Origin of the sequence: Streptomyces sp. Je 1-369 (assembly GCF_026810505.1) — a bacterium.
Classification (GTDB): Bacteria; Actinomycetota; Actinomycetes; order Streptomycetales; family Streptomycetaceae; genus Streptomyces.
This window is the reverse complement of sequence record NZ_CP101750.1, coordinates 166,626-188,428: the sequence shown is the minus strand read 5'-3', so window position 1 is coordinate 188,428 and position 21,803 is coordinate 166,626. Positions and strand designations below refer to the sequence as shown.

Here is a 21,803-nt window from a genome sequence, read left to right as displayed (position 1 = left end):
TCCTCAGCCTCGGGCGATGACGGTGCCGACGTCGGCGTCGGCGTCGGCGTCGGCGGTGAGCAGGTGGGACAGGAGTCCGTTGCCGATGACGACTCGCTCGACGCCGCGCCCCAGTGCTTCGTCTGCGGCGCGCAGCTTCTTGCGCATTCCGCCGGTGGCGATGGTGTCGCGCAAGACGGCCGCGGTCTTGGCGGAGATACGGCCGACGGGCCTTCCGTCGACCATCAGGTGGCTGACGTCGGTGACGAGGACCAGGTCCGTGGCGGCGACGGCGGCGGCGACCGCGGCGGCGGCCCGGTCGGCGTCGGTGTTGACCTCCTGTCCCGAGGGGTTGCGTGCCAGCGGGGTCAGGAGAGGGATGTGGCCCGGCTGTGCGTGCCGCAGCGGCGCGGGGTTCACGCCGATGGGGGGTCCGACGAGGTTGTCGAGTTCGACGAGCTCCCTGTCCCGCCACCACAGGCGCTCGGCCGGGCCCGCGCTGATCATTCCGTCGCTGCCGAGCAGCCGTCGGGTGGTGACGGCGCGCGTGCGCAGCTTGTGCCGGATTTCTTCGCTCAGTGCCGCGCTGACGGTCTTGATGTCGTCGAGGACCTGTGGCGTGGTCCAGCGGCTCTGGTTGCCGTAGCGGTCGCGCAGCATCGCCGATGGCGGGCGATGGCGCGGGTCGAGCTGCTGCAGCGGGCGTGACCAGCCGTGGACGAGGATGAGCGGGCGTTCCCGTGCCAGGCGGGCCAGGTCGTCCCACCAGGGGTCGTCGAGGGTGTCCAGGCAGCTCCCGCCGAGCTTGACCACGGTCGTGGTCGCGGGCGGCCTGTGCGACCCGTGCGGCGTCTGCGGCATCGTGCTCATGCGGGCATCACCGGCTGCATCGTCAGCCCCGTCTCCTCGGCGAGGCCGAAGCGCCGGTTGGCTGCCTGCACGGCTTGGCCCGCGGCGCCCTTGACGAGGTTGTCGAGGGCGGCGAGGACGACGATGTGGCCGCCGTCCTCGTCGACGAGGGCGGTCACATCACAGAAGTTGGATCCCAGCACCGCCTGCGGGTCGGGCATGGGGATGCGAGTCTCGGTGTGCCGTCGTACGCGCACGAAGGGATGCCCCTTGTAGAAGCGGAGGTAGGCCCGCTCGAGGTCCCGTGGGGTGATGGTCCGGTCGCTCAGCACATAGAGGCTGGCCAGCAGGCCCCGCACGGTGGGGACGCCGTACGCGGACATGGTCAGGGAGCCGACGGAGCCGGATCGGGTCCGCTGCAGAAAGTCGGTGACCTCCGCGGCGTGCCGGTGGCCGGTCGGGGCGTACGGGGTGATGGCGCCGCTGCGCAGGGGATGCAGGCCGGCAGTGCGCAGGCGCAGACCGCTGCCGCTGGATCCGCCCTTGGCGTCCACGAGCACCCGGTCCACGCGCAGACCCAGGCCGAGGACCAGAGGCGCCAGGCCCAGGGTGACCGCGGTGGCGTAGCAGCCGGGAAGCGAGATCAGCGCGGCGGTGTCCAGTTGCTCGCCGGTCAACTCGGGTACGCCGTACACGAAGCGGTCCACCAGGTCGGCGCGGCGGTCCACTTCGGGGTACCAGCGGTCGTGGAGCTGTCGGGTACGGATCCGGAAGGCGCCGCTGAGGTCGATCACGACGGGTACGCGGTCCGCGAGCAGTGCGGCGAGTTCCGCCGACACCGGAGCGGGGGTGGCCAGGAAGGCCACATCGAGCTGATCGGCGATGTCCGCGGTGACGCGCCGCACCGTCAGGGCCGGGTCGATGCGCAGGCCGGGATGGAGCTCGCCGGGGCGCATGCCGACGCTGGAGGCTCCCCCGAGGAAGGTGAGTTCGAGGTGGGGGTGCAGCGTGAGGAGTCTGATGAGTTCACCGCCGGTGAGCCCGGAGGCGCCGATGACGCCCGCACGGATCATGCGGGGACCTCCCGGAGATGACGGGCGATGGCAGAGGGGGTGTCCGCGCCGGTGACCGCGTCCAGCGACCGGAAGCCCGGCGCGTGATTGACCTCGTTGACCACGTAGCGTTCCGGGCCCCGGAAGAGGTCGACCCCGTAAATGCCCGGGCCGAGTTCGCCCACCACGTCGTCGAGCACCTTGCGCAGCTCCGGGTCGCTCGGCACGGCGCGGGCCCGATGCCCGAGGGCCGCGTTGGAGCGCCAGTCGACGTTGTCGCCGGTGTCGCCGGTGCCGCCGGTGCACTCGACCGTACCGAGCAGCTCGCTGCCCACCACCATGCAGCGCACCGAGGTGTCGCCCAGGTACGGCTCCATCAGGCATGCCTGTTCGAAGCCATGCCCGAGGTCCTCGACGTAGTCGTAGATCGACGCGGCGGTGTCGGCGTGCCGGAGCAGGGTGACGCGCTTGCCCATACCGCCGAAGACGGGTTTGAGAACGAGGGGCAGCGGCAGCTCTTGCAAGCAGCGATCGAAATCCCCACGGGACAGGACGAGACGGAAGTCGGGGACGGCGATGCCCGCGGTGCGCAGCACGGCACGCAGGGCTGCCTTGTTCTGGCACAGCCCGATCGCACGGGCCGTGTTCAGCGTGCGGAGCGCGGCGGACTCGGCGAGCGAGGCGAGGAGACCGCCGCGGGTGTAGCTCCGGCTGCGCACCCACAGCGCGTCGTAGCCGGCGAGCGAGGGCGCGTCCGGGTGCCCCAGGCACAGCGACTCGTCGTTGACCCACTCCAGGCGCAGGCCGAAGGCCGGGCCGGCGTCCATCACTCGGCGTTCTTCCCAGCCGACCCGGTCCGCGGCGACGGCGACCGTCCGCGGCACGTCACTGACCCCAGTCGCGAAGCCGGGTCTCGACCATGTGCAGGATCATCCGGCCCTCCGAGATCCCCTCGACGCGCAGGGTGAGCATGCACTCGGGGCAGGCGAGCGTCTCGCCCTCGACCAACGCCGGTACGGTCAGGTCCGTCTCGCACTCGGGGCAGGTACCGGCGAGCGTGTCTCTCGTCATGCGCAGTCTCCCATTCCTGCTGTGGGTGTCAGGCGGACGCGAAAGCCGCGGCAGCCCTACGGATCGCGTCCCGGTCGAGCAGCGGGCCGCCGTCCCGCTCCTGCCGTTCGACGAGCCAGGCGGTGAGGACGTCGACGTCCACCTGAAGGCCCGATCCGGCCAGCGCCCAGCGGACCAGGGCGGGCGTGAGACGACTGCGCACACGTAACCGCCGTTCGTTGCCGAGGAGTTCGGCGGGCAGCGTCTCGTACGCGTCGGGGTGGCTGAGCTGGCCGACCAGCTCGTAGGCGAATGCGTGTGGGGTGGCCGGACCGGGTTGGAAGGCGTCCCCGAGTCCGGAACCGCGCAGCGCGAGGCGGGAGAGTTCGGTGAGGTGCGTGAGGTCGAAACGGGTGTCCGCGTGCAGGACGCGCAGGGCCATGAGCAGCTCGGCCAGCGGCGTGTTGCCCCCGCGCTCTCCGATGCCACCCACGGTGGCGGAGATCCACCGGGCGCCCGCTTGCGCCGCGGCCAGCGAGTTGGCGACGGCCATGCCCAGCATGTTGTGCGAGTGCACTTCGATCTCAGAGCGGTCGATTGTCACCAGGTGTCCAATCAACTCCGCCATCTGCCACGGAGCGAGACAGGCGACGGTCTCCGCCAGCCGGAAGCGGTCGGCTCCCGCCCGAAACCCCGTCGTCACATAGGGCAGAAGCCGTTCGACGGGAGTCCGGGCGCCGTCCTCGCCGCTGAAGGTGACATGGAATCCGCGCTCCTTGGCCTGCTCAATGGCCGAACGGGCCAGCACCTGCAAAAACTTGAGGCTGGACGAGCCGAGCTTCAGTGCGGCGTGCCGCTCGGAGGTGGGGATGGAGCACATGAGGTGCCGCACCCCCAGCCGCCCGGCCTCCTCGAGGGCCGCGGCGACCTGCCGACGGTCGCGTACGACGAGCAGTGTCATACAGCGCTCGGGACCGACGGCCTCATGAGCGGCGAGGACGAGGTCGGCGTCCCTGCTGCCCGGGCCCGACACCATCCCCACTTCGACCAGCGCCACGCCGGTCCTGACCAGCAGGCCCGCGAGTGCGGCGGCGTCCTTCGGACGGAATTCGACTCCCGCCATGTGGGCGGAGTCCCGCAGGGTGGCATCCGATACGAGCGGCGGGCGCACCGCGCCGGCCGGGCTCTCTGCTGCCATGTCCCGCACTCCTTGTCGCGGACGTGTGTGCGCCGGACGCGCCTTGCGTTGTTCGTGTATGCGTCGGACGCGCCTTGCGTTGTTCGTGTATGCGTCGGACGCGCCTTGCGTTGTACGTGTATACGCCGGACACACCTTGCGGTGTACGCGTATGTGCCGGACGGCTCCACGAGCAGGCCGTCCGACCTCACTCCCAGTCCATGAAGGGCTCAAGCCCCACGGTCAGCCCCGGGACCGCCCCCACCCGGCGCACCGCGAGCAGGAAGCCGGGCGTGAAGCAGGCACGGTCCATGGAGTCATGCCGGATCGTCAGCGTTTCTCCCGTTCCGCCGAAGATGACTTCCTGGTGGGCCACGAGCCCGCGTGCCCGCACGGCGTGCACCGGTACGCCTTCGACGTCCGCGCCGCGGGCGCCCCGCAGCGCGGTGGTGGTCGCATCCGCTTGCGCAACCCTGCCGGCCTTACGGCGGGCGTCGGCGATGAGCCGGGCCGTGCGCACGGCCGCCCCGCTCGGGGCGTCGACCTTGTCGGGATGATGCCTCTCGACGACCTCGACGGACTCGAACCAGCGCGCCGCGTACTGCGCGAGCCGCATGGTCAGCATCGCGCCGACGGAGAGCGGTCCGATGAGCACGCCCGTCGTCGGAGAGCCGGCCAACCAACCTCGCAGTGTCTCCAGCCGCTCGTCGCTCCAGCCCGTGGTGCCGACCACCCCGTGGATGCCCGCACGCACGCAGAACTCCACATGGTCCATGGCCGCGTCGGGATGGGTCAGCTCCACGGCGACCTGGACACGGGCGCGGGTGAGGTCGTGCAGGGGGTCGGCGCGCCCCAGCGCCGCCACCAGTTCCAGATCGTCAGCCGACTCGACGGCCGCGACCACTTCACGACCCATACGCCCGGCCGCACCGATCACTCCCACACGGATGGTGCCCACCCTGTTCCCTCCCGCGGCCGAGGGATGCCCGTACACACAAGCCAAGCCCCGCCATCGGAGCGTTGCCACAGGCGCCGACCGCTGGGAGACCTTCCCTCCGCCGTTCGAGATCACCCGACGACTGAGGGGCGACGGCTGGTTCCCGACGATGTTCGTCGAGAAGACGCGGAACGAACCGCCGAGTGAGTCTGCCGTACGGCGGGGGGCCGGGCGGGGCACGGCACGGGGGAGCGGGTTGCCGGTGGCCGGCGTGCGACGTGCCGGCCACACGGCCGGGAGAGCGAGCGCGGCGGCGGACGCCGCGATGAACCGTGCTGTACGCATGTCTTCTCCCCGTTCGTGCCGCTTGGCCAGAGGGGGCACTCCCCGTGCGCACCCTGCTGATGCGCACCGCTCATCCTCCGCAAGCCGCACACACCTGCCACCGAGCCTCAGGCAGGCCCGAAACTACCTTCGGGGCGCCGCCGACCGGTCCGAAGGAGCCGCAGGCAGCGGCGGAAACCGTGGGCGGCGTCATTCGCTGCCGTCGATGAAGCCGGCTATGGCAGCAGCGACGGCTTCGGGCTGCTCATCGGGGATGAAGTGCCCGGCGTCGGGCACGACGACTCCGGTGGTGGTGTCGGCCCATGGGCTGATGGAGGCTGCCATGTCCGGGATGGAGCCGTGGCTGCTGGAGATTCCGAGGACAGGCACGGTCAGATGCTGCCGGTCGAGCGCCTGGTGGTTCTTGCGCGCCGACTCGGCGGCGTCCCGGTAGTAGGCGAGGGACGCGCGGAGGCCCCCGTCGGCGGCGAGGGCCGCTGCGTAGTGGTCGAGGTCGGCGTCGTCGAACGCGTCGGGAGACAGAGCCTTCGTTTTCAGGAACCAGCCGACGTAGTCCCGTTCGCGGCCGGCGAGCAGGGTTTCGGGCAGCTCGGGCACGAGGTGGAACGCGAAATGCCACGTCTTCCACGCCCGGGCCGGGTCAGTGGGAATCGTTTCCGGCAGGGTGATGCCGGGGATTCCGGCGTCGAGCAGGGCGACCCCACGCAGCCGGCTCTCGTAGTTGAGGGCGAGCGAGAAGCCGACCCAGGCGCCGATGTCGTGGGCGGCCAGCCAGTAAGACGACACTCCCAGCGCCTTGACGGCGGCGTGGACGTGGGCGGCGACCGTGTGGGTGTCGTAGCTGTGCTTCGGTCGCTCGGAGTGGCCCTGGCCCGGCAGGTCGATCGCGATGACGCGGAACCGGTCGGCGAGGCTGGTCATGACTTTTCGCCAGGCCCGCCAGGTCTGCGGGAACCCGGCGAGCAGGACGACAGCCGGACCGGCCGGTCGGCCGCCTTCGACGGCATGAAGACGGATGCCGTCTGCGTCGACCCAGCGGTGGGTGAACCCGTCCAGGCCGTGCAGGGGCAGGTCGCGGACGGGGTTGGCTTCGCAGGCACGCTGATTGGTGGTCGCAGGGTCAGTCACGGGTGTCCTCCGTTGGTGTGGGGTTGTGGGTTGTGGGGTCTGCAGGTTCGGCCACGCCTCCGGGCCGGCCCCGCGAACGCGGTGGCGGTGGCGGTGGCGAGAACGGTCAGTGTGATGCCGGGGTGACGCAGGCGAAGTAGGCCCCGGGGGGGAGAGAGACCTGCAGCCGGACTTTGGCGCCCGCAGGCCGTAGGAGCAGAGCGGTCAGATCCCCGCCAGCCACGACGACGGCACATGAGGACGGCGGTGGCCGGGACCGGGAGGCGCGCCCTTGGCGCTTCCTCGGATTGCCGGGACCCGTGGTCGTGATCATGTCTGCAACGTAACACATCTTGAACTATTCAGTTCAAGATGAAATGGTGTGCAATACAGCCCATAGACATGAACAACATCGGCAAGGAAGTGTCACGTGGCAGGCAAGAAGCAGTTCGACATGGAGACGGCATTGGACGCCGCGATGATCCAGTTCTGGCGCGCCGGCTACGCCGACACTTCCCTGGACGACCTGTCGCGGGCAACCGGCCTGAACCGCAGCTCCATCTACTCCTCGCTCGGCGGCAAGGACACGCTCTTCCTGCGCTGCCTGGATCGCTACGCCGCGCGCTATGGCGACAAGTACGACGCCGCCCTGTCCTGTGCAGCCAAGCAACCCCTCGCGGCCCTCCGCGCGTTCTTCGACGTCACCCTCGAGCGCATCGCCGATCCCGAACTGCCCGACGGGTGCCTGATCGCCCAGTCGGCCATGGCCATTCCGGTGCTGAGCCCGGCCGTCGGGGCGCACGCAAAAGAGGCGCTCGGCTTTCAGCGTCTGCGCCTGCGCGCCGCGCTGAAAGCCGGGCGACTGACCGACCGGGACGCCGATGCCTTCGCCGAACACACGGCGGCCGTGAACCAGTCCCTCGCCGTCATGAGCAGAGCCGGGGCAAGCCCGGCGCAGCTCCTGGCCGTCGTGGGCGTGACTCTTGACGCGCTCTCGCAAACGCTGCACGCAACCAGCCGTACCTAGAAGACCAGGGGCCGCAGCACCCGTCGGACCGGCGACAGCCAGCGCCGCGCCGAGATCCTGCCCACCGCGCCGGAGAACCAGCCAGCGGCCACGCTGACCGCGACGAAGGAGACGGCAGCGCTACCGTCCCGGCTGCACTCGCCGGACACAACCACTGGGGAGACGACCCGGCGTCACGCCCGGTGTTCGCCCCGATCGTCGGCGAACCCCGGCGATAAGCCCGAACGGCAAAGGGGCCGACCGCGAACCTCATCGGCCCGAAGCGCCCGCGCCCGCCCAGCTGTACTTCCAAACAACCCGGCCGGTGCCCCCCCCACTACCGAGCCCGGCCCCGCATCGCGCACGAGCGACAACGCCGCAGCCGGCCCACTCACCACCCGCTGGGTCGCCGACGGCTACCTGCGAGACCTCCAGGACGAACTGACCTGGAGCCAAACCCACCGCTACCTGTTCGAGTAGGCACCACACTCACGCGACCCTTACAGCGAGGAGCCTGTGGTAGATGACATGAGATGACATGGCCGAGGGCACGCACACGAAAAGAAGCGCATTGACCCGCAACTCTCGCCCTTGCCGCACAGCCTTCGCGACCACGAGCCCGGGGGCCTGTATATCCCGCGGGAGCAGCGCGAAGCCTCGGCTTCGTGTCCGCTTGCTCGTACCGGAAACCCAGGTGCGCACGGCGATATCGCTCTGCCACCATTCCCGCATGGCCCACCCTCTCGAACATCTGGTCGTCCGACACACCCACCGTCTCCCTGCCCCCGAGGGGCCAATCGGTGACGGTGCCGCCGCTGCGCGGCAGTTCGACTCAGCCTTGATGTCCGTGGGGTTCAAGTTGTCCGGTCCCCTCCTCGAGCGACTGGCCGGGCTGTCCCAGGACGCGGTGGTCGATATCGCCGTGCGGACGCTGACCGGCGTGCGTGAGCTGGTGGGTGACCACGTGCGGCACAACACGTACTTCATCGGCTTCCCGGCCAATGTGCCGGACACCCTGGACTTCTGGATGCAGTGCATCCGCGAGGCGCTCGCCGACGACGAAACCCGCGAAGGCACCCTCGAGCAGCTCAGCACTGGCGTGGTGAATCTGCTGACGCTGCCTTCCTACGGCCGCTACCAGCACACGTACACCCAAATGCTCAACCACCACGACGAGTTGCTCGCGGCGGCCGGTGACCGGGTGACGGTGCTGCACCTCGGCCAGGACGCACCGGACGAGGTCGGCGAGCTGTACCGCAAGCTCGCAGGCAGCCGCACACCGCTGAGTGAGGAACACCTCCGTGACCTCGATGCGCTGGCGACGCACTGCGCGGACGGCCCGCAGCCCGAAGAGATCCCCGTGCGAGAGAACCGCGCCGTGATCAACAAGGCACGTCTGCGGGCCGGTACGGGGCTGCTCCTCGACACCGTGACCGATGTGCTGCGACTTGCCTGCGCGCTGGCGGACGGCGACGTGTCCCTGCTTGGGCCCACCAAGTTCGTGAAGCTGTCGAGGCCCGCGCGCCGGGCGCTGCTCGCGGGCCTTGACGCGGTGGTCGCCGCGGCGCCCGCGAAGCTGGCCGATGTGAGCGCGCGCCGGGAAGTATGGAAGCGGCTCGGTGAGCGGCTGCACCCGCACGAGTTCCCCCAGTGGCCCTACGCCGCCCGGGTGTTCGCGGTGGCGCGCGGTGAGCAGCGGGTGCGATCGTTCGCGAGCCGGGTCGAGGAGCTGCTGGGCCAGGGCGACCTGGCCGGTGCCGTGAACCTGCTGGAGTCCGCACCGGGTGTGCTGCTGCGGGCCCTTGACCGGCTGGTGCGCTTGGCCCGTACGGACGAGGAGTACGCGGCTGTGCTCGCCGGGGCCGAAAAGGCGGCCCGGCAGGCTGCCGGGCGGGTACTGCTGTCGGTGCGCCAGCACCTGCTGAACCGGGGAGACCAGCTCGAACAGGGCGGCGCACGCAGGGTGTTCATCAACCGGCTCGGGCGTGCCTGGGTCACCGAGGACACCCGCCCCGCACTGCCCGGCTCTGCCAGGGAGCGACTGATCGAGCTGCTCGACACGGAGATCGCGAGCCGACTGCCGGATGCCGGGTCGGTGCTCATTGACCCGGACTTCCTCGATGTGGCGCTGCCGCTCAGCGGCAAGGCGGTCGCCTCCGGGCTCGGGGTGCTGCCGCGCGGCTCGGTGTCGCCTGTCGAGGGCGAGCTGCTGCGGTTCTTCGTGTACTGGAAGCAGAAGAGCCAGACCACCGACTACGACTTGTCCGCGGTAGTCCTGGACGAGAACTACGAGCAGGTCACCTGGCTCTCGTACACCCAGCTGACGGACGTGGAGGGCCGGCATTCCGGAGACATCACCGAAGCACCCGAGGGTGCCTCGGAGTTCATCGAGCTGCGGCTGGGAGCGGTACGCGGCAGCTTCGTCGTCCCGCAGGTCCTGCTGTACTCCGGGGAGAGCTTCCTGGACACCGAGGAGTCGTTCTTCGGGTTCATGCTGCGAGAAGGCGAGCAGAAGGGTCGGCCGTTCGAACCGCGGACCGTGCGGATGAAGTCGGATCTGCGGGGCCCCGGCCGGGTGGCGCTGCCGCTGGTGTTCCAGCGCGGCGACAACGGCCGGTGGCGTGCGCACTGGCTGCACTTGTATCTCAAGGGCATGCCGGCCGCCAACCGCGTCGAGGAGACCCGTGCGACGGTGGAGGAACTGGCGCGCGGCATCGTCGAGCGGGAACAGTTGACGGTGCGCTGGCTGATCGGCCTGATGGGCGATACGGAAGTGACCTTGTGGGACGGCAAGAGCACCCCGGGAGGGCCGGTCACCTACCTGGGCATGCAGCGCCCCGAAGGGCTGCACCCCGAGTCGCGGATCTTCACTCCGGAAAATCTGCGCGACCTGATCCCCGAGTGACTGGTAGCGTTCAGCACGTTGAGGCCATGAAAGGGCTTCCTTCTCAACCCACCCTTTCGGGGGTTCAAATATAGCCCTTTCGCTTTCCTCAGCTCAGGCCGGCGAGGCCATGAAGAGGCTTCCTTCTCATACCTTTCCTGTAGAAATAGCCTCCTCGCTTTCCTCACCGCCGACTTCAAGCCCCTGGCTTCCCACGCCGGGGGCTTTGTCGTACGCCGTTCACTACGCACCACATCGGCGGTGTCCTCCACCGGTTCTTACGCGAGGTGCCGTTGGTCTTCGCGGTCACGCGGGACACCCGACAGGAGGCACGTGGAGGCCCGTGGTGTCCCCGATGACGGGCCAGGCACGGCTGACGGGCACGCGCAACGAACCCGGAACCCACCCATGCCGTCATGCCATGACCTCGCCAGCCACCGTGCTCGGACAGCGCCCGGGTGTAGACGGGGTCACCGTCGGCCACTCGGGTCGGCGAGGATCCGCAATCGTGCCGGGACATCCAGAGCCGAAGGATAGAGAACTGCCGCGGACGTGGGATCGAGCATGGGAACCCAGTAGCGGGCGCGCAGGTGGTGACGGCCTCGCGGCGGGCAGCGGGGAGCTGTTCGGCCCCGGCCGGAGCAGTCATCTCCTGGGCTGCGCGGCCGGCTTGACCGGCGAGGATGGCGGTGAGTCTGTCCGCGGCCCAGGTCTCGGCCTGGCGGCTGCCGACAGGACGGAAGGCGTGCGCGGCTGTCCATGTGTACTCGGCGACGTGCACGAAGTCGAGCAGGACATGAATGTGGATGCCGCGGCGGGCGGCTTCGTCCTGGATCAGGTCGAGTTGGTGGCGGGCGCCGTCGACGAGCACGATCCAGTCCCGCAAATGCTGCGGGTCGCGGGATGCGGCCTGGGCGAAGGCGCCGGAGACGACCTGTTCCGGGGGATGGATCACGGAGGCGGTGCACCATTTCCGCTCCGCTTTCGGGCCCGGCCTGGGCGGTCAGCCAGCCGCGTTCCACCAGGCGCTTCAGCTTTCCCCGGGTGCCCTCCATCTTCCCGGTCGTCGTCGGCAGCCCGATCCGCGGCACGATCTGCTTGGCCTGCACCGGCTCTGGCGCATCCGTGATGATCTCCACGATGTCCCGGTAGATATCCGGCAACACCGTCACGACCAGGCCCTCACGCCACGGCGGCACCACCATCACCCCAGCGCCACGAGGCACTGACGTTTCGTCCGTCTCCGATGCATCGCCCGACACGACGTCCGGTTCGGCCTCCGTGGCTGAGAGCTCTGCCAGCACCTGCGCGACGGTTTCCCGCGTGATCTCCAGTCGTGACGGATCGTCCCGCGCCCTCTCTAACCGCAAGGCCAACTCCGCCGCCCTCGCCTGGAGTTCCTCGACATGTCGCCGGACCGCGGCCTGCCGCGCCTGAAGCTCTTCGGCCAAAGACACCATGGCGTCCCACCGCCACTCTGCAACGGTAGAAGCAAGCCCGCCGTCTCCCACACTGTCAATCAATGTCTTCGAGCCGAGCATCACTTCAAAGGATCCACACCCAAGTGAGTTTGCCGTACGGCAGCACTGTCGACCAGATTCACCCACCGGGTGAGCGATCACGGGAAGGTCGACAGGCACCCTGCGTACGCGGCCACAGGGAGCGGACCAGGGGCCGTGCCCGGCACCGGATGGGTGCCAGAACGGAGCTGGGCGTTTGTCGCGGGCACCGAGGACTCGTTCGGCTGGCACGGACGCCGTCGGCTCCGGCGCCCCATGCCCCTTCCTGTGTTTCCGCCGTGCCTGCGGATCCGGTTGGGGCGTGCGGTGCGGTGTGGAGGGCGTACGGATGCGGCCGTCGGGGTGTGCGGCGTGCGCTTCTTCCTTCGGGTGGCGGGTGTGGTGGGGGTGGTGATCAAAGACGGCAGCTGGGTAGCCCCTGGGGCGGAACGGCACGCGGTGGCCGGGCGACAGGCCCGGCCAACGTCGTGCCGGCCGGACCTGGAGGAGATCTCTTGAAGCGCAGGTACACCGCCCTGGCATCGCTGGCGACCGTGCTGGCCCTTGTCGCGGCCGTCCCGGCGAGCGCCGCTCCGCGCACGCACTTCTACGCCTTCGAAAACCCCACCCGCCCGACGAAGAGCAGGACGGTCGACGTCGTCGAGACCAACGCGAGCCCTTCGGAGCACCAGACCGGCACGTGCAAGAACATCCGCATCGGCCGCGACTTCTACAACGAGAGCGGCCGTACGGTGCAGCTCTTCAAGGTGGCCAACTGCGCCGGCTACCCGGACTACCAGCTCGGTGACGGCGAGGAACTCATCAACGGCCCCGGCCTGCAGTCGGTCTTCATCGTCCGCTGACCGTTGATCCAGTCTGAACTGGGCCCGGCCGCTTTCGGCCGGGCCCCAGTTCACTGACCGGCGCGCCCTGTTCTTCGCCCTGGCCGGGACGGGGGTGCTCCGTGCGGATCAGCGGGCAAAGGGGATGTCAACGTGATCACGGACGTGGCCACCGCCTCGGCTGCCACCAACGACGCCCGGACGTTGCCTCGCATCCACGCCCGTCCGGCGCATCGCGCCGTCTCCGTCTCCGGCCGGACAGCAGACACCCGAGTGGATGGCCCGTCACGCGGTCCGCTCCGCCGCAGCAGCCTGCCACCGACCGAGCGAAGGCCTTCACCACGACCACCGACCGCCTTCCAGGCCTTCCTGGATCAGCACGAGGTCCCTCGGTGCCACCCGAAGTGGGGTCCGTTCCCAGTGCTTGGCGTGCGGCGGTGACCAGGGCGCCCGGGTCTCTGTGCACCGGTCTCCGGCCTCGATGACGATGAGGGTCTGGTCCTCGTCCGGGAGGTAGGCGAGCAAAGGGCGTTGCTCGAGCGCCAGTTCGAGGACGTGCCGGTGTCGTGCGGAGCGCCCGCCATGTTCCGCAAGTCGTCCTCCTACGAATGGCCTTACGAGGAGCGGGAGCTGCGGACCGACGTATCGGGCGAGTTCGCGAGGGCGTGCGACGCGCCGTCGGGTAAGTGGTGCGTCCGTGACCATCGCGCGGCCCCCCGTTCGTCGTCGGGTGAGGTGCGGCAACAGGACCGGCGCAGCAGGACGCGAAACCGTGACACACGAGCCCACCGGTGCCCATGGGGGCTCGTCGGCGCACTGCCCCGGAACGGTCGATCGAGCACCGGACGGCGGCCCCCAGCGGCAAATCGCGCGGCAAATCGCCCTCTGTTACACACCTGTGCCGATTCGCCCTACAACGAACCCCGCGGGCGCGTCGTCTAGCAGATGGGACACACCCCGCAGGCGAATGCAGACGAACGACGAACGAGGAGTGGGCAGCAATGGGGGACATACGCAGACGAGGAGCCGCAGTTCTGGGGATCACCATGTTGGTGGCCCCGCTCACGGTGGCGCTCGGCTCCGGCAGCGCTCAGGCAGCGTCGTGCTCGACACAGACCGGCCCGTACCAGAAGCAGGTCGAGAAGTTCCTCGGCCGCCCGGTGGACGGCAGGCAGTCGGCGGCCGACTGCAAGGCCATCAAGGCCTTCCAGACTAAGCACAAGATCACCCCGAACGCCGGGTACGCGGGCAGTGTCACCTGGGGTGTCATGAACCTCATGAACAAGCAGAAAGCCGTGGGCAACAACCCCAACAAGGCGGGCAAGTGCCCGACCAACAAGGGCCGCATCGCCTGTGTCGATCTGACGCTTCAGCTCAGCTGGATCCAGGACGGCAAGAACCTCAAGTACGGCCCGGTGCCGGTGCGCACCGGCCGCAATGGCCATGAGACCCGCACCGGACTGAAGAAGGTCTACTGGCGCGACATCGACCACGTGTCGAGCATCTATCACGTGCCGATGCCATACAGCCAGTTCTTCGACGGCGGCCAGGCGTTCCACTCGGTCGGCATCAGCGTCTGGGCCCCGCCGGGCTCCCACGGATGCGTCAACATGACGAAGAAGGACGCGACGAAGTACTGGAGCATGCTGCGCAAGGGCGACGACGTCTTCGTCTACGGCCGCAAGTCGGGCACCTGATGCAGGGCGGCCGCCCGCGAACGGTCCGGCGCCCCGGAGCGCAGAGGTTGAGTGACCCACGTCGATGAGGTGCTGTTCGGGCTGGTTGGGGGTGGCCGTGCCGGACGCGTACGGAGTGGTCACCCCGGCGTAGACGAGATGGAGCATCATGCCGACCTGGGCACGGAACAGGTTGTGGCAGTGGTGCATGGGATGGTGGTCGTAGCTGCGATTGACGAAGGTCATCTTGATGGTCCCGCATGGTGAAGGTCAGGTCGTAGCGCCCGCCGGCTGCCATCGGCAGGGTCTTGCCACGGATCTCGCCGGGGCCGTACAGCTCACCACCGTCGATCGCGGCGACCCGGAAGGGGCTGCCGACCAGGGTCAGGTCGACGGGGTCGTTGGCGGTGTTGACCAACCGGAGCCGCACCGGAGTGCCGGGAGAGATCCGCTGCCACCGCAGGCCGTAAGGCCGCGCTGTACCTGCTCGTCCGACTGCTGGTGCGAGTGGTACGAGTAGGTGTCGGCGTCCTTGGCCCGGAACCGGTACGTCATGCGGCTCCCGGGGCCACCGCGTTCTGGGTGACGCCGACGGCTCCGTCGGCGGCGTTGGGCACGTTGTAGCCGTGCCCAGCGCAGGGTCACCCCAGCCTTGACGTCGGCATTCGCGAGGGTGGTGACTTCGACCAACTCGTTCTGACGTAACCGTAGTTCGGGGACCGGGGGGCTTCCGTTGAAGGTCCAGGCGTCGATGGTGTAGCCCGAGTCGAGGCGGATCCTGGCTGTTCGGCCGGTGAGCTCGAAGCGGCGCACCGGCCCCGACAGGCCCCGCTCGGTGAGGCTGTCGACGCTCGTACCCGAGGCGGTGGAGGGGGAGTGCGCGGCATGCTGATGCCCGGTGGCCGCCCTGGGTACGTCCGGCCCGCGACCGAGGTCGCAGTCACCGTGGTCGTTCGCGGCGTGACGTTCGGGCAGCCTGCTTCTCTCGGCCGACCAGATCAGTCCGCCGCCGAAGGGCGACCTCAGGGCGGAAGTAGCGGAAGTAGTCGAAGAGGGCGACGAGTTGCTCAGGCTGGTATCCGCCGAGGTTCCGCTCGCGAGACGTCACGGGGAGACGGCGTACGCGGCCATGAACATGTCGAGCAGACCGTCGATCGCCGCTTCGTCGATGGGGCGTGTGGACAGCAATCCCCGGTAGTAAAGGGCACCGCACAACACCTCGGCGGAGTAGGTGAGGTCGGCGTCCGCGACGAGTTCGCCGGTACGCTGGGCGCTGGTGAGGCGGTCCAGAGTGCGCTGTTCGATCACGGAGAGGAACTGCTCGTAGAGCCGCTCGCGCAGCGCGTCGTCGTCCTGGGCCGCGATGATGACGGCACGGTAGACGGGCCAGATCGCGGGGCTCCGCAGTGCGGTACTGGAGCGGACGAACTGTTCGCGCAGGTCGGCGCGGACGTCGCCGGTGTCACGGTAGCCGAGGTCGGGGCCGAGGGTGCGGTGCAGCGCGTCCAGGAGCAGCTCGGACCCCAAGAGCCTTCCCACCCCGGAGACCATCGAGATCCGCCCGATCCTCGAATCCGCCTGAACGACACGGCCATCCGGCCCGGCCCGACAGCGCCCAACTGCTGGGGGCGCCGGGGAGCACCTGAGCCCTTGAGGAGAACACCCCGCCCGGAGCGTACCGTGCACGGCGTACACGCCTGTGCCCCACGCCCCCGGTTCACCACTAAGCGCCCCGCTGCAGAAGTGCACTGACTCACCGGCAGGCGCATCTTCCCTGAAACGCTCGGTTCCACACGGGGCGAGGGGTACGGAGGGGACGGCATGCGGGGGCGGCAAGTCTGGACACGGCGCAGGCTGTGGGGCGGCGTCGGGTGTGCGGCGCTGGTCGTGCTGGCCGCCACGCTGCGCCAGGTCGGCGGAGGGGACGGCGGGCAAGCGCAGTACGACGGACCCGCGTTCGTCGTATCCGTGGTCGGCGTCATGGTGTCCGTCGTAGCACTGCTCGTGGACATCCTGCGTCGCGCGAGTACGTCCTCGGAACCCGGCGCCGTGCTGCGGCAGACCTCTGATGCGCTCGCCGATGCGGTACGGATCCAATGGGCGCAGGAGGCGCGGCTGCGGCGGCTGCAGGACCCGAAGCCGCTGAACGTCCGCTGGCGGTGGGCCGACCGGCTGCTCGCGGACGACATACGGAACATCCGGCGCGGTCGCCCGGTGCCGGAGCCCCGGCCCGGCGACGACTGTCTGGCGTCGATCGCCACGACCTTCGTCGAGGTGCCGTCGAGGCGCATGGTCGTACTCGGAAGCCCTGGTTCGGGGAAGAGCGTGCTCGCTGTGTGCTGCACGCTCGATCTGCTGAGGACGCGCACGCCCGGCACGGCGGTGCCCGTGATCTTCCCCCTGGCGGCCTGGGACCCGGATACCACCTCGCTGCGTGCCTGGCTTCTCGAGCGGCTCGTGGCGGAATACCGGCCGCTGGCGGCCACCACCGACGGCACCCCCTTGGCCGGAGCGCTGCTCGATGCCGGACTGATCGTGCCTGTTCTGGACGGCTTCGACGAGCTGCCGCCGGCGTTGTACGGCATCGCGATGCGCAGGCTCAACGCCGAGTTGGACGACGGCATGCCGGTGCTCGTCACCTCGCGGACCACGGCCTGGCGCACCACGGTCGCGTGCAGCGACGTACTGACGGGCGCGGAGGTCCTAGAGCTCCTGCCGCTGGAGTTCGCCGAGTCGACGTCGTATCTGGAGCGCACCGCGCGCCCGGTACGCGGTCCCGGTGATCGCCGTACGACGGTGTGGACCCCGGTGCTTGACTCCCTCCAGCAGGACTCGCGTACCCCGGCAGCCGACGCGCTGTTGCAGGTCCTGACCAACCCGCTCATGGTGGCCCTGGCACGTACGGTGTACGGCGATGTGTCCCGCGACCCCCAAGAGCTCCTCGACGACCCTCGTTTCGGGACGACGGCGGGGATCGAGCAGCACCTCCTCGACGCGTTCGTACCGGCCGCGTTCGGCGACGGGGACACCGACTCACGGTGGCGCGCCGCGGACGCCAGGCGCTGGCTGGCCTGGTTGGCCCGCGAGTTGGAGCGGCGCGAGACCAAACGGCTCGCCTGGTGGGAGCTGTATCTCTGCGTGCCGCGGGTGCTGCGGCTGGCGGCACCCGCCCTGCTCGCGCAGGCGCTCACGTTCGTCCTGGCCGCCCCCATCCTGCTTTCCAGCGTCGGAGGCGACGTCTTCGTCTTCGACGACAGGCCGTCCTTGGCAGCCAATCTGGTCGGCAACCTGGTCGGATTCGCCGGCGGTCTTGCCCTGCTCCTGCCCGTATCGGTCGCGCGGCGCGAAGGGCGCTCGGCCCTGCCCCGGCAGCTCACGGTCTGCATGGCGACGGCCGCCGCGGCCACCCTCGGATACGGCCTCACCGGAGGCTCCGTGCAGTTCGGGCTGCAGTTCGGCACGGTCACGGACGGCTGGGTGGCCGAGCTGTTCGGGGGCGCGGTCTTCGGCGTACTGATCGCCCTGTACTTCGGGGTAGCGGGGCTGGCCCGCCACGCGGTGCCGCTCGGGTTGCCCTGGGCGGGCAGCCCCACCGGTCGGCTCGCGGCGCGGTCCGGGAGTGGTGCTCTCGCCCTGGTGGGGTTCTTTCTCCTCACGTCATGGCTGCTCGGGCGCGGCCTCGGCACGTGGCCGATGGTGGCCGGCGCCCTGTGCTTCGCCGCGGCCCTGTGCCTGTGGGCGGCGGCGGGGCGACAGGGGGTGCGGACGGGCGTTTCCCTCGGCGGCGAGAGCCGTATCGCCCGGCGTTTCGTCACCGGGCTTCTGCACGGCTGGGCTGTGTGCCTGCTCGTCGGAGTGGCGGCAGGCGGGACGGTGGGCGCCGTCGCCTGCGCGTTCTCCGCGGTGGAGACCTCACGAGCGCCCGACCTGAACGGCAGGCGGATCGGGGAGTGGTCGCACCGGGAAACACCTGACGGCGTCCGCACCGTCGAGTCCTCGACGGAGATCGCGGTCATCCTGGTGTACCCACAGGCGGGCACCCGGCCCATGGCGTACCCGCACGGCAGCCGTCCGCCGAACTGCGGCCGCAGGTGCGAGTCGTTCGATACGCGGGTGACCTTCCGCGTCGCCCAGGGCGACCTGCGCGTACTCGTCGACGGCAACACGGCGGACACAGCGCCTATAGCGCCTACCGCATATATCGCCGCCGATGCGGTGAACATGCTGCCGGAGCTGCCCGAGCAGTCCAGGACCTGGCTCGCGCAGAGCGCCGCCCGGCACCCTGTCGAGGGGTTCCTGCTTCCCGGTGCCATGGGTGGAGTCCTGATCGCGCTGATCGGCGGCCCCGCTTCGGGTCTCTACCGTGCGCTCAGCACTCCCTCCGACCTCATCCGGGCGGCCAACCCGCAAGTCACCCTGCGCACGGACCGCATGGCTTCGCTGTCCCGGTCCGGAGTCGTGGCGGTCATGACGGGCGGCGTGTGTGTCGTCCTGGCCTGGGCGTTCGCGTCGCAGGGCGGGCTCGACCACGTCGCGGCGCAGATGTGGGTCCCGATGGGCACCGCCGCCCTCGCACTCACCGCTTGGGGGCAACTGGCGGTCGCCCGCGTCTGGCTGGCTCTGACGGGGCGGCTGCCGTGGCGGATCATGACGTTCCTCGACGAAGCGCACCGCAGGGGAGTACTACGACAGTCCGGCGCGCACTACGAGTTCCGGCATCTGCGCATGCAACAGCGACTCGCCTCGGGCGCCGAGGCGTCGCAGGAAGACCCTCGGGCGACCGTGCCCACGGTGTGACGGCGCAGGGGCGGCAGGTGGGGGAGGCGAGGGAGGGGCCGGGCGCCGGGCGACAGCTGCGGCGGTTCGCTGTCGGCCGGCGCCCGGCCGGGTCCGGCCCGTGTGCCCGGCGTGCGTGGGGTCAGCCGCGGACGCCGAAGTCGACGCGTTCGGTGAGACCGGCGGCGGCAAAGGCGGCAGCGAGCTCGTCACGGCCCTCGGTGAAGTGGGCCCAGCTGTCGTAGTGGACGGGGACCACGCGGCCGGCGTCGAGGATCTTCGCGGCCCGAGCGGCTTGGGCGCTGTCCAGGACGATCACCTCGTTGTCGAAGACTTCGGGGAAGCGGGGTGCTCCGGCGAAGAGGAGGGCCGTGTCCACCGGGGCGAAGCGCTCGGCGATGTCCGTGACCGCGTCGAGAGAGGCGTTGTCGCCGCTGACGTAGACGGTGGGCAGGCCCTCGCCGGTCAGGACGAAGCCGACGACCTGGCCGGTGATCGGCTCGACCTCCTCGCGCGGGCCGGGGCCGTGGATGGCGGGCACGCCGGTCACGGTAACGGTGCCGGGTCCGCCGTCCCGACGCTCGAGCTCGACCGATTGCCAGTCGGCCAGGCCGGTGGCCGCCTTCCCCAGACGCTCCCCGCCGCTGGGGGTGGTGAGCGTCAGCGGGACGTCGGCGAGCAGGGCCCGGCCGGAGGTGTCGAGGTTGTCGGCGTGCTCGTCGTGCGAGAGCAGGACCACGTCGACGCGGCCGAGGTCGGCCGGGCTGCCGTCGGCCGCCGCCGTCTTGGTCAGCACGACGGCCGGTGCCTGGTGGTCGCCGGGGGCGTCGAAGGTCGGGTCGGTGAGAAAGCGCAGGCCGGCGTAGTCGAAAAGGGCGGTCGGGCCGCCGAAGACGCGGATGGGGAACGGAGCGGTCCGCAGGGTCGGGGAAGACACGTTAAGAGTTCCTCACGGATAGTCGGGGTGTTAACCGTGAGGTGACTGTAGGCATATCTCACGGATGGCGGCAAGCCGTACCATGAGAAGCGTGGAAGAGTTCGTGACGGAAGAAGCGGCCACGTCGTCGGCGCCGGGCGAGGATGAGCACCCCGCCCTGGCCCTGGCGAACAGTGCCCTCGTACTGCCCGGCGGGCGCACGGTCGACCTCCTGGGCACCCCGGCGCAGGCCGAGCAGTGGTTGGCGCGGCGCGACCTCGCCCCGGCCGACGCCGGCTTGGCGGAGGTGTGCGCGGCACGGCTGCGTGTACTGCGGGAGCAGGTGAGGTCGCTACTGGCCTCCCGCGTCGCCGGGCAGCCCGCCCCGCCCGCCGCCGTCACGGCGGTCAATGACGCGATGACCCGGGTCCCCACCGCATCCCTCCTGATGTGGGACGCGGAGACCGGCCCCTACCGCGCCACACCCCACCCCACCACCGCGATCGTCGAGCACGCCCTGGCCGTCATCGCCTCCGACGCCGCCGACCTGCTCACTGCCTCCGACGCCGCCCGCCTGACCGCCTGCGCGTCCCCGCCCTGCAACCGCTTCCTGCTCAAGCACGGCCGCCGCCAGTGGTGCTCCACCCGCTGCGGCGACCGCGCCCGTGCCGCCCGCGCGTATGCCCGCCGCACCACGATGGACTGAAGGCATCGCGACCCGGCGCGACAGGCGAGCATCCTTCCGGTGCGGCCGGGCCTGCGAGGTCCCTCTGTGGAACCAGGCGCTCCCGCACCCGTCGTGCGCAGGTGCGAGCCCAACGCAAGGGTCAGGCTGCCTGCCTGGGGCGTGGGTCGGCCTGGGTGTGTTCGCGGACCTGGGCGCAGCTGCGGGTGATGAGGCGGGAGATGTGCATTTGGGAGACGCCGATCTCCTCTGCGATACGGGACTGCGGCATGTCTTCGAAGAAGCGCAGGTAGAGGATGCTGCGTTCCCGTTCTGTGAGCTGGGCAAGGCCTCGCCTGGCGGCTTCGCGGTCGGTGGCCAGGTCGTAGCCGGGGTCGGTGTGTCCGAGAGTGTCGGCGAGGGTGAAGCTGTCGCCGTGCGGTGCGGTGCCGATGTCGGCATCCAGGGAGAGGCTGTTGTTGCTGTCCCAGGCCTCCATGCCGTTGTGCACCTCCGCCAGGGTGAGTCCCGCCTGCGCGGCGATCTCCTCGAGGTCGGGCTCGGCGGGGTGATCGGGTCGGTTCATGAGGTCCTGGTGGGTGCTGCGGACCTTGTTGCGCAGTTCCTGTACGCGCCGCGGGACGTGGACGTCCCAGCTGTGGTCGCGGAAGTGGCGGTGCAGTTCACCGGTGACCATGGGGACGGCGTAGGAGGGGAAGGCGCCGCGGTCGGGGTCGTAGCGTTCTACCGCCTTGAGCAGACCCAGGGCCGCGACCTGCTTCAAGTCGTCCATGCTCTCGCCCTTGTGGCGGAACCGGCCGGCCAGGCGGCGTGCCAGCGGCAGCCAGGCCTCCACCAATTCCGCTACCAGCGCGTCGCGCTCGCGGCCGGGGGGAGTGGTGGCCAGGTGACGGAAGGTCTGCTCGGTGTCGGGGGCGTCGTCGTGGGTACGGCGGCTGGGCATGGGGGTGTTCCTCATCGCGGTGGGGGGAGCGGTCCAGGGATCGGGGGCCTGGTCGTCTCGTTGAGGAGCACCTGTTATCC

General features: G+C 70.0%; 17 protein-coding genes and 2 pseudogenes. 6 read left to right on the top strand and 13 right to left on the bottom strand.

Annotation, left to right across the window (positions count from 1 at the left end):
- Window positions 1-3: 3 nt before the first annotated feature.
- From NOO62_RS00830 to NOO62_RS00800, 7 genes are all read right to left on the bottom strand, one after another.
- Window positions 4-849, bottom strand: coding sequence for an acetylglutamate kinase (locus NOO62_RS00830; protein ID WP_268768945.1), 846 nt, complete (start codon window positions 847-849; stop codon window positions 4-6).
- Complete coding sequence (gene argC / locus NOO62_RS00825; protein WP_268768944.1) at window positions 846-1,901, bottom strand: N-acetyl-gamma-glutamyl-phosphate reductase; 1,056 nt, start codon at window positions 1,899-1,901, stop codon at window positions 846-848. Before argC ends, NOO62_RS00830 begins: the two co-directional genes overlap by 4 nt.
- Entirely contained in the window at window positions 1,898-2,764 is an 867-nt protein-coding gene (locus NOO62_RS00820) for an ATP-grasp domain-containing protein (RefSeq protein ID WP_268768943.1), read from the bottom strand. Before NOO62_RS00820 ends, argC begins: the two co-directional genes overlap by 4 nt.
- 1 nt (window position 2,765) lies before the next feature.
- Window positions 2,766-2,951, bottom strand: a complete 186-nt coding sequence (locus NOO62_RS00815; protein WP_268768942.1) for a lysine biosynthesis protein LysW — start codon at window positions 2,949-2,951, stop codon at window positions 2,766-2,768.
- 28 nt (window positions 2,952-2,979) lie between these two features.
- A complete protein-coding gene (locus NOO62_RS00810; RefSeq protein ID WP_268768941.1) occupies window positions 2,980-4,128 on the bottom strand; it encodes an isopropylmalate synthase in 1,149 nt (382 codons plus the stop codon).
- Between the two features lie 187 nt (window positions 4,129-4,315).
- A complete protein-coding gene (gene dapB / locus NOO62_RS00805; RefSeq protein WP_268768940.1) occupies window positions 4,316-5,065 on the bottom strand; it encodes a 4-hydroxy-tetrahydrodipicolinate reductase in 750 nt (249 codons plus the stop codon).
- A gap of 513 nt (window positions 5,066-5,578) precedes the next feature.
- Complete coding sequence (locus NOO62_RS00800; RefSeq protein WP_268768939.1) at window positions 5,579-6,517, bottom strand: alpha/beta fold hydrolase; 939 nt, start codon at window positions 6,515-6,517, stop codon at window positions 5,579-5,581.
- Between the two features lie 409 nt (window positions 6,518-6,926).
- On the opposite strand from NOO62_RS00800, the gene NOO62_RS00795 reads away from it, so the two are divergent.
- Together NOO62_RS00795 and NOO62_RS00790 are read left to right on the top strand one after the other, a co-directional pair.
- Entirely contained in the window at window positions 6,927-7,523 is a 597-nt protein-coding gene (locus tag NOO62_RS00795; protein ID WP_268768938.1) for a TetR/AcrR family transcriptional regulator, read from the top strand.
- Window positions 7,524-8,232: 709 nt separating this feature from the next.
- Window positions 8,233-10,407, top strand: coding sequence for a hypothetical protein (locus tag NOO62_RS00790; protein ID WP_268768937.1), 2,175 nt, complete (start codon window positions 8,233-8,235; stop codon window positions 10,405-10,407).
- A gap of 406 nt (window positions 10,408-10,813) precedes the next feature.
- Here NOO62_RS00790 and NOO62_RS00785 read toward each other — a convergent pair.
- A pseudogene (locus NOO62_RS00785) lies at window positions 10,814-10,976 on the bottom strand (aminoglycoside phosphotransferase family protein); the annotation flags it as partial.
- A pseudogene (locus tag NOO62_RS00780) lies at window positions 10,973-11,389 on the bottom strand (ISKra4 family transposase); the annotation flags it as partial. The pseudogenes NOO62_RS00785 and NOO62_RS00780, both read right to left, overlap by 4 nt.
- A gap of 1,011 nt (window positions 11,390-12,400) precedes the next feature.
- Between NOO62_RS00780 and NOO62_RS00775 the strand changes: the two are divergent.
- Complete coding sequence (locus NOO62_RS00775) at window positions 12,401-12,748, top strand: hypothetical protein (protein ID WP_268768935.1); 348 nt, start codon at window positions 12,401-12,403, stop codon at window positions 12,746-12,748.
- 980 nt (window positions 12,749-13,728) lie between these two features.
- Window positions 13,729-14,424, top strand: coding sequence for a L,D-transpeptidase family protein (locus tag NOO62_RS00770; RefSeq protein WP_268768934.1), 696 nt, complete (start codon window positions 13,729-13,731; stop codon window positions 14,422-14,424).
- A 363-nt stretch (window positions 14,425-14,787) separates the two neighbouring features.
- Here the strand turns inward: NOO62_RS00770 and NOO62_RS39190 are convergent, their stop codons facing one another.
- The gene (locus NOO62_RS39190) at window positions 14,788-15,216 is read right to left on the bottom strand and encodes a multicopper oxidase domain-containing protein (RefSeq protein WP_414930747.1); all 429 of its coding nucleotides are present in this window, start codon (window positions 15,214-15,216) and stop codon (window positions 14,788-14,790) included.
- Between the two features lie 291 nt (window positions 15,217-15,507).
- On the bottom strand, window positions 15,508-15,942 hold the full coding sequence (locus NOO62_RS00765) for a TetR-like C-terminal domain-containing protein (RefSeq protein WP_268768933.1): 435 nt from the start codon (window positions 15,940-15,942) through the stop codon (window positions 15,508-15,510).
- Between the two features lie 282 nt (window positions 15,943-16,224).
- On the opposite strand from NOO62_RS00765, the gene NOO62_RS00760 reads away from it, so the two are divergent.
- Complete coding sequence (locus NOO62_RS00760) at window positions 16,225-19,200, top strand: NACHT domain-containing protein (RefSeq protein ID WP_268768932.1); 2,976 nt, start codon at window positions 16,225-16,227, stop codon at window positions 19,198-19,200.
- A 121-nt stretch (window positions 19,201-19,321) separates the two neighbouring features.
- Here the strand turns inward: NOO62_RS00760 and NOO62_RS00755 are convergent, their stop codons facing one another.
- The gene (locus NOO62_RS00755; RefSeq protein ID WP_268768931.1) at window positions 19,322-20,116 is read right to left on the bottom strand and encodes an MBL fold metallo-hydrolase; all 795 of its coding nucleotides are present in this window, start codon (window positions 20,114-20,116) and stop codon (window positions 19,322-19,324) included.
- Window positions 20,117-20,198: 82 nt separating this feature from the next.
- On the opposite strand from NOO62_RS00755, the gene NOO62_RS00750 reads away from it, so the two are divergent.
- Window positions 20,199-20,801 (top strand): CGNR zinc finger domain-containing protein, encoded by a 603-nt coding sequence (locus NOO62_RS00750; RefSeq protein ID WP_268768930.1) that lies wholly within the window; start codon window positions 20,199-20,201, stop codon window positions 20,799-20,801.
- Window positions 20,802-20,922: 121 nt separating this feature from the next.
- Here NOO62_RS00750 and NOO62_RS00745 read toward each other — a convergent pair whose 3' ends face one another.
- Entirely contained in the window at window positions 20,923-21,723 is an 801-nt protein-coding gene (locus NOO62_RS00745; RefSeq protein ID WP_268768929.1) for a SigB/SigF/SigG family RNA polymerase sigma factor, read from the bottom strand.
- Between the last annotated feature and the right edge of the window lie 80 nt (window positions 21,724-21,803).

Excerpts from the sequence above, each read along its gene's own strand:
- NOO62_RS00830 (WP_268768945.1), bottom strand. The coding sequence starts at position 849 with ATGAGCACGATGCCGCAGACGCCGCACGGGTCGCACAGGCCGCCCGCG.
- argC (WP_268768944.1), bottom strand. The coding sequence starts at position 1,901 with ATGATCCGTGCGGGCGTCATCGGCGCCTCCGGGCTCACCGGCGGTGAA.
- NOO62_RS00815 (WP_268768942.1), bottom strand. The coding sequence starts at position 2,951 with ATGACGAGAGACACGCTCGCCGGTACCTGCCCCGAGTGCGAGACGGAC.
- NOO62_RS00810 (WP_268768941.1), bottom strand. The coding sequence starts at position 4,128 with ATGGCAGCAGAGAGCCCGGCCGGCGCGGTGCGCCCGCCGCTCGTATCG.
- NOO62_RS00790 (WP_268768937.1), top strand. The coding sequence starts at position 8,233 with ATGGCCCACCCTCTCGAACATCTGGTCGTCCGACACACCCACCGTCTC.
- NOO62_RS00770 (WP_268768934.1), top strand. The coding sequence starts at position 13,729 with ATGGGGGACATACGCAGACGAGGAGCCGCAGTTCTGGGGATCACCATG.
- NOO62_RS00760 (WP_268768932.1), top strand. The coding sequence starts at position 16,225 with ATGCGGGGGCGGCAAGTCTGGACACGGCGCAGGCTGTGGGGCGGCGTC.
- NOO62_RS00750 (WP_268768930.1), top strand. The coding sequence starts at position 20,199 with ATGAGAAGCGTGGAAGAGTTCGTGACGGAAGAAGCGGCCACGTCGTCG.
- NOO62_RS00745 (WP_268768929.1), bottom strand. The coding sequence starts at position 21,723 with ATGCCCAGCCGCCGTACCCACGACGACGCCCCCGACACCGAGCAGACC.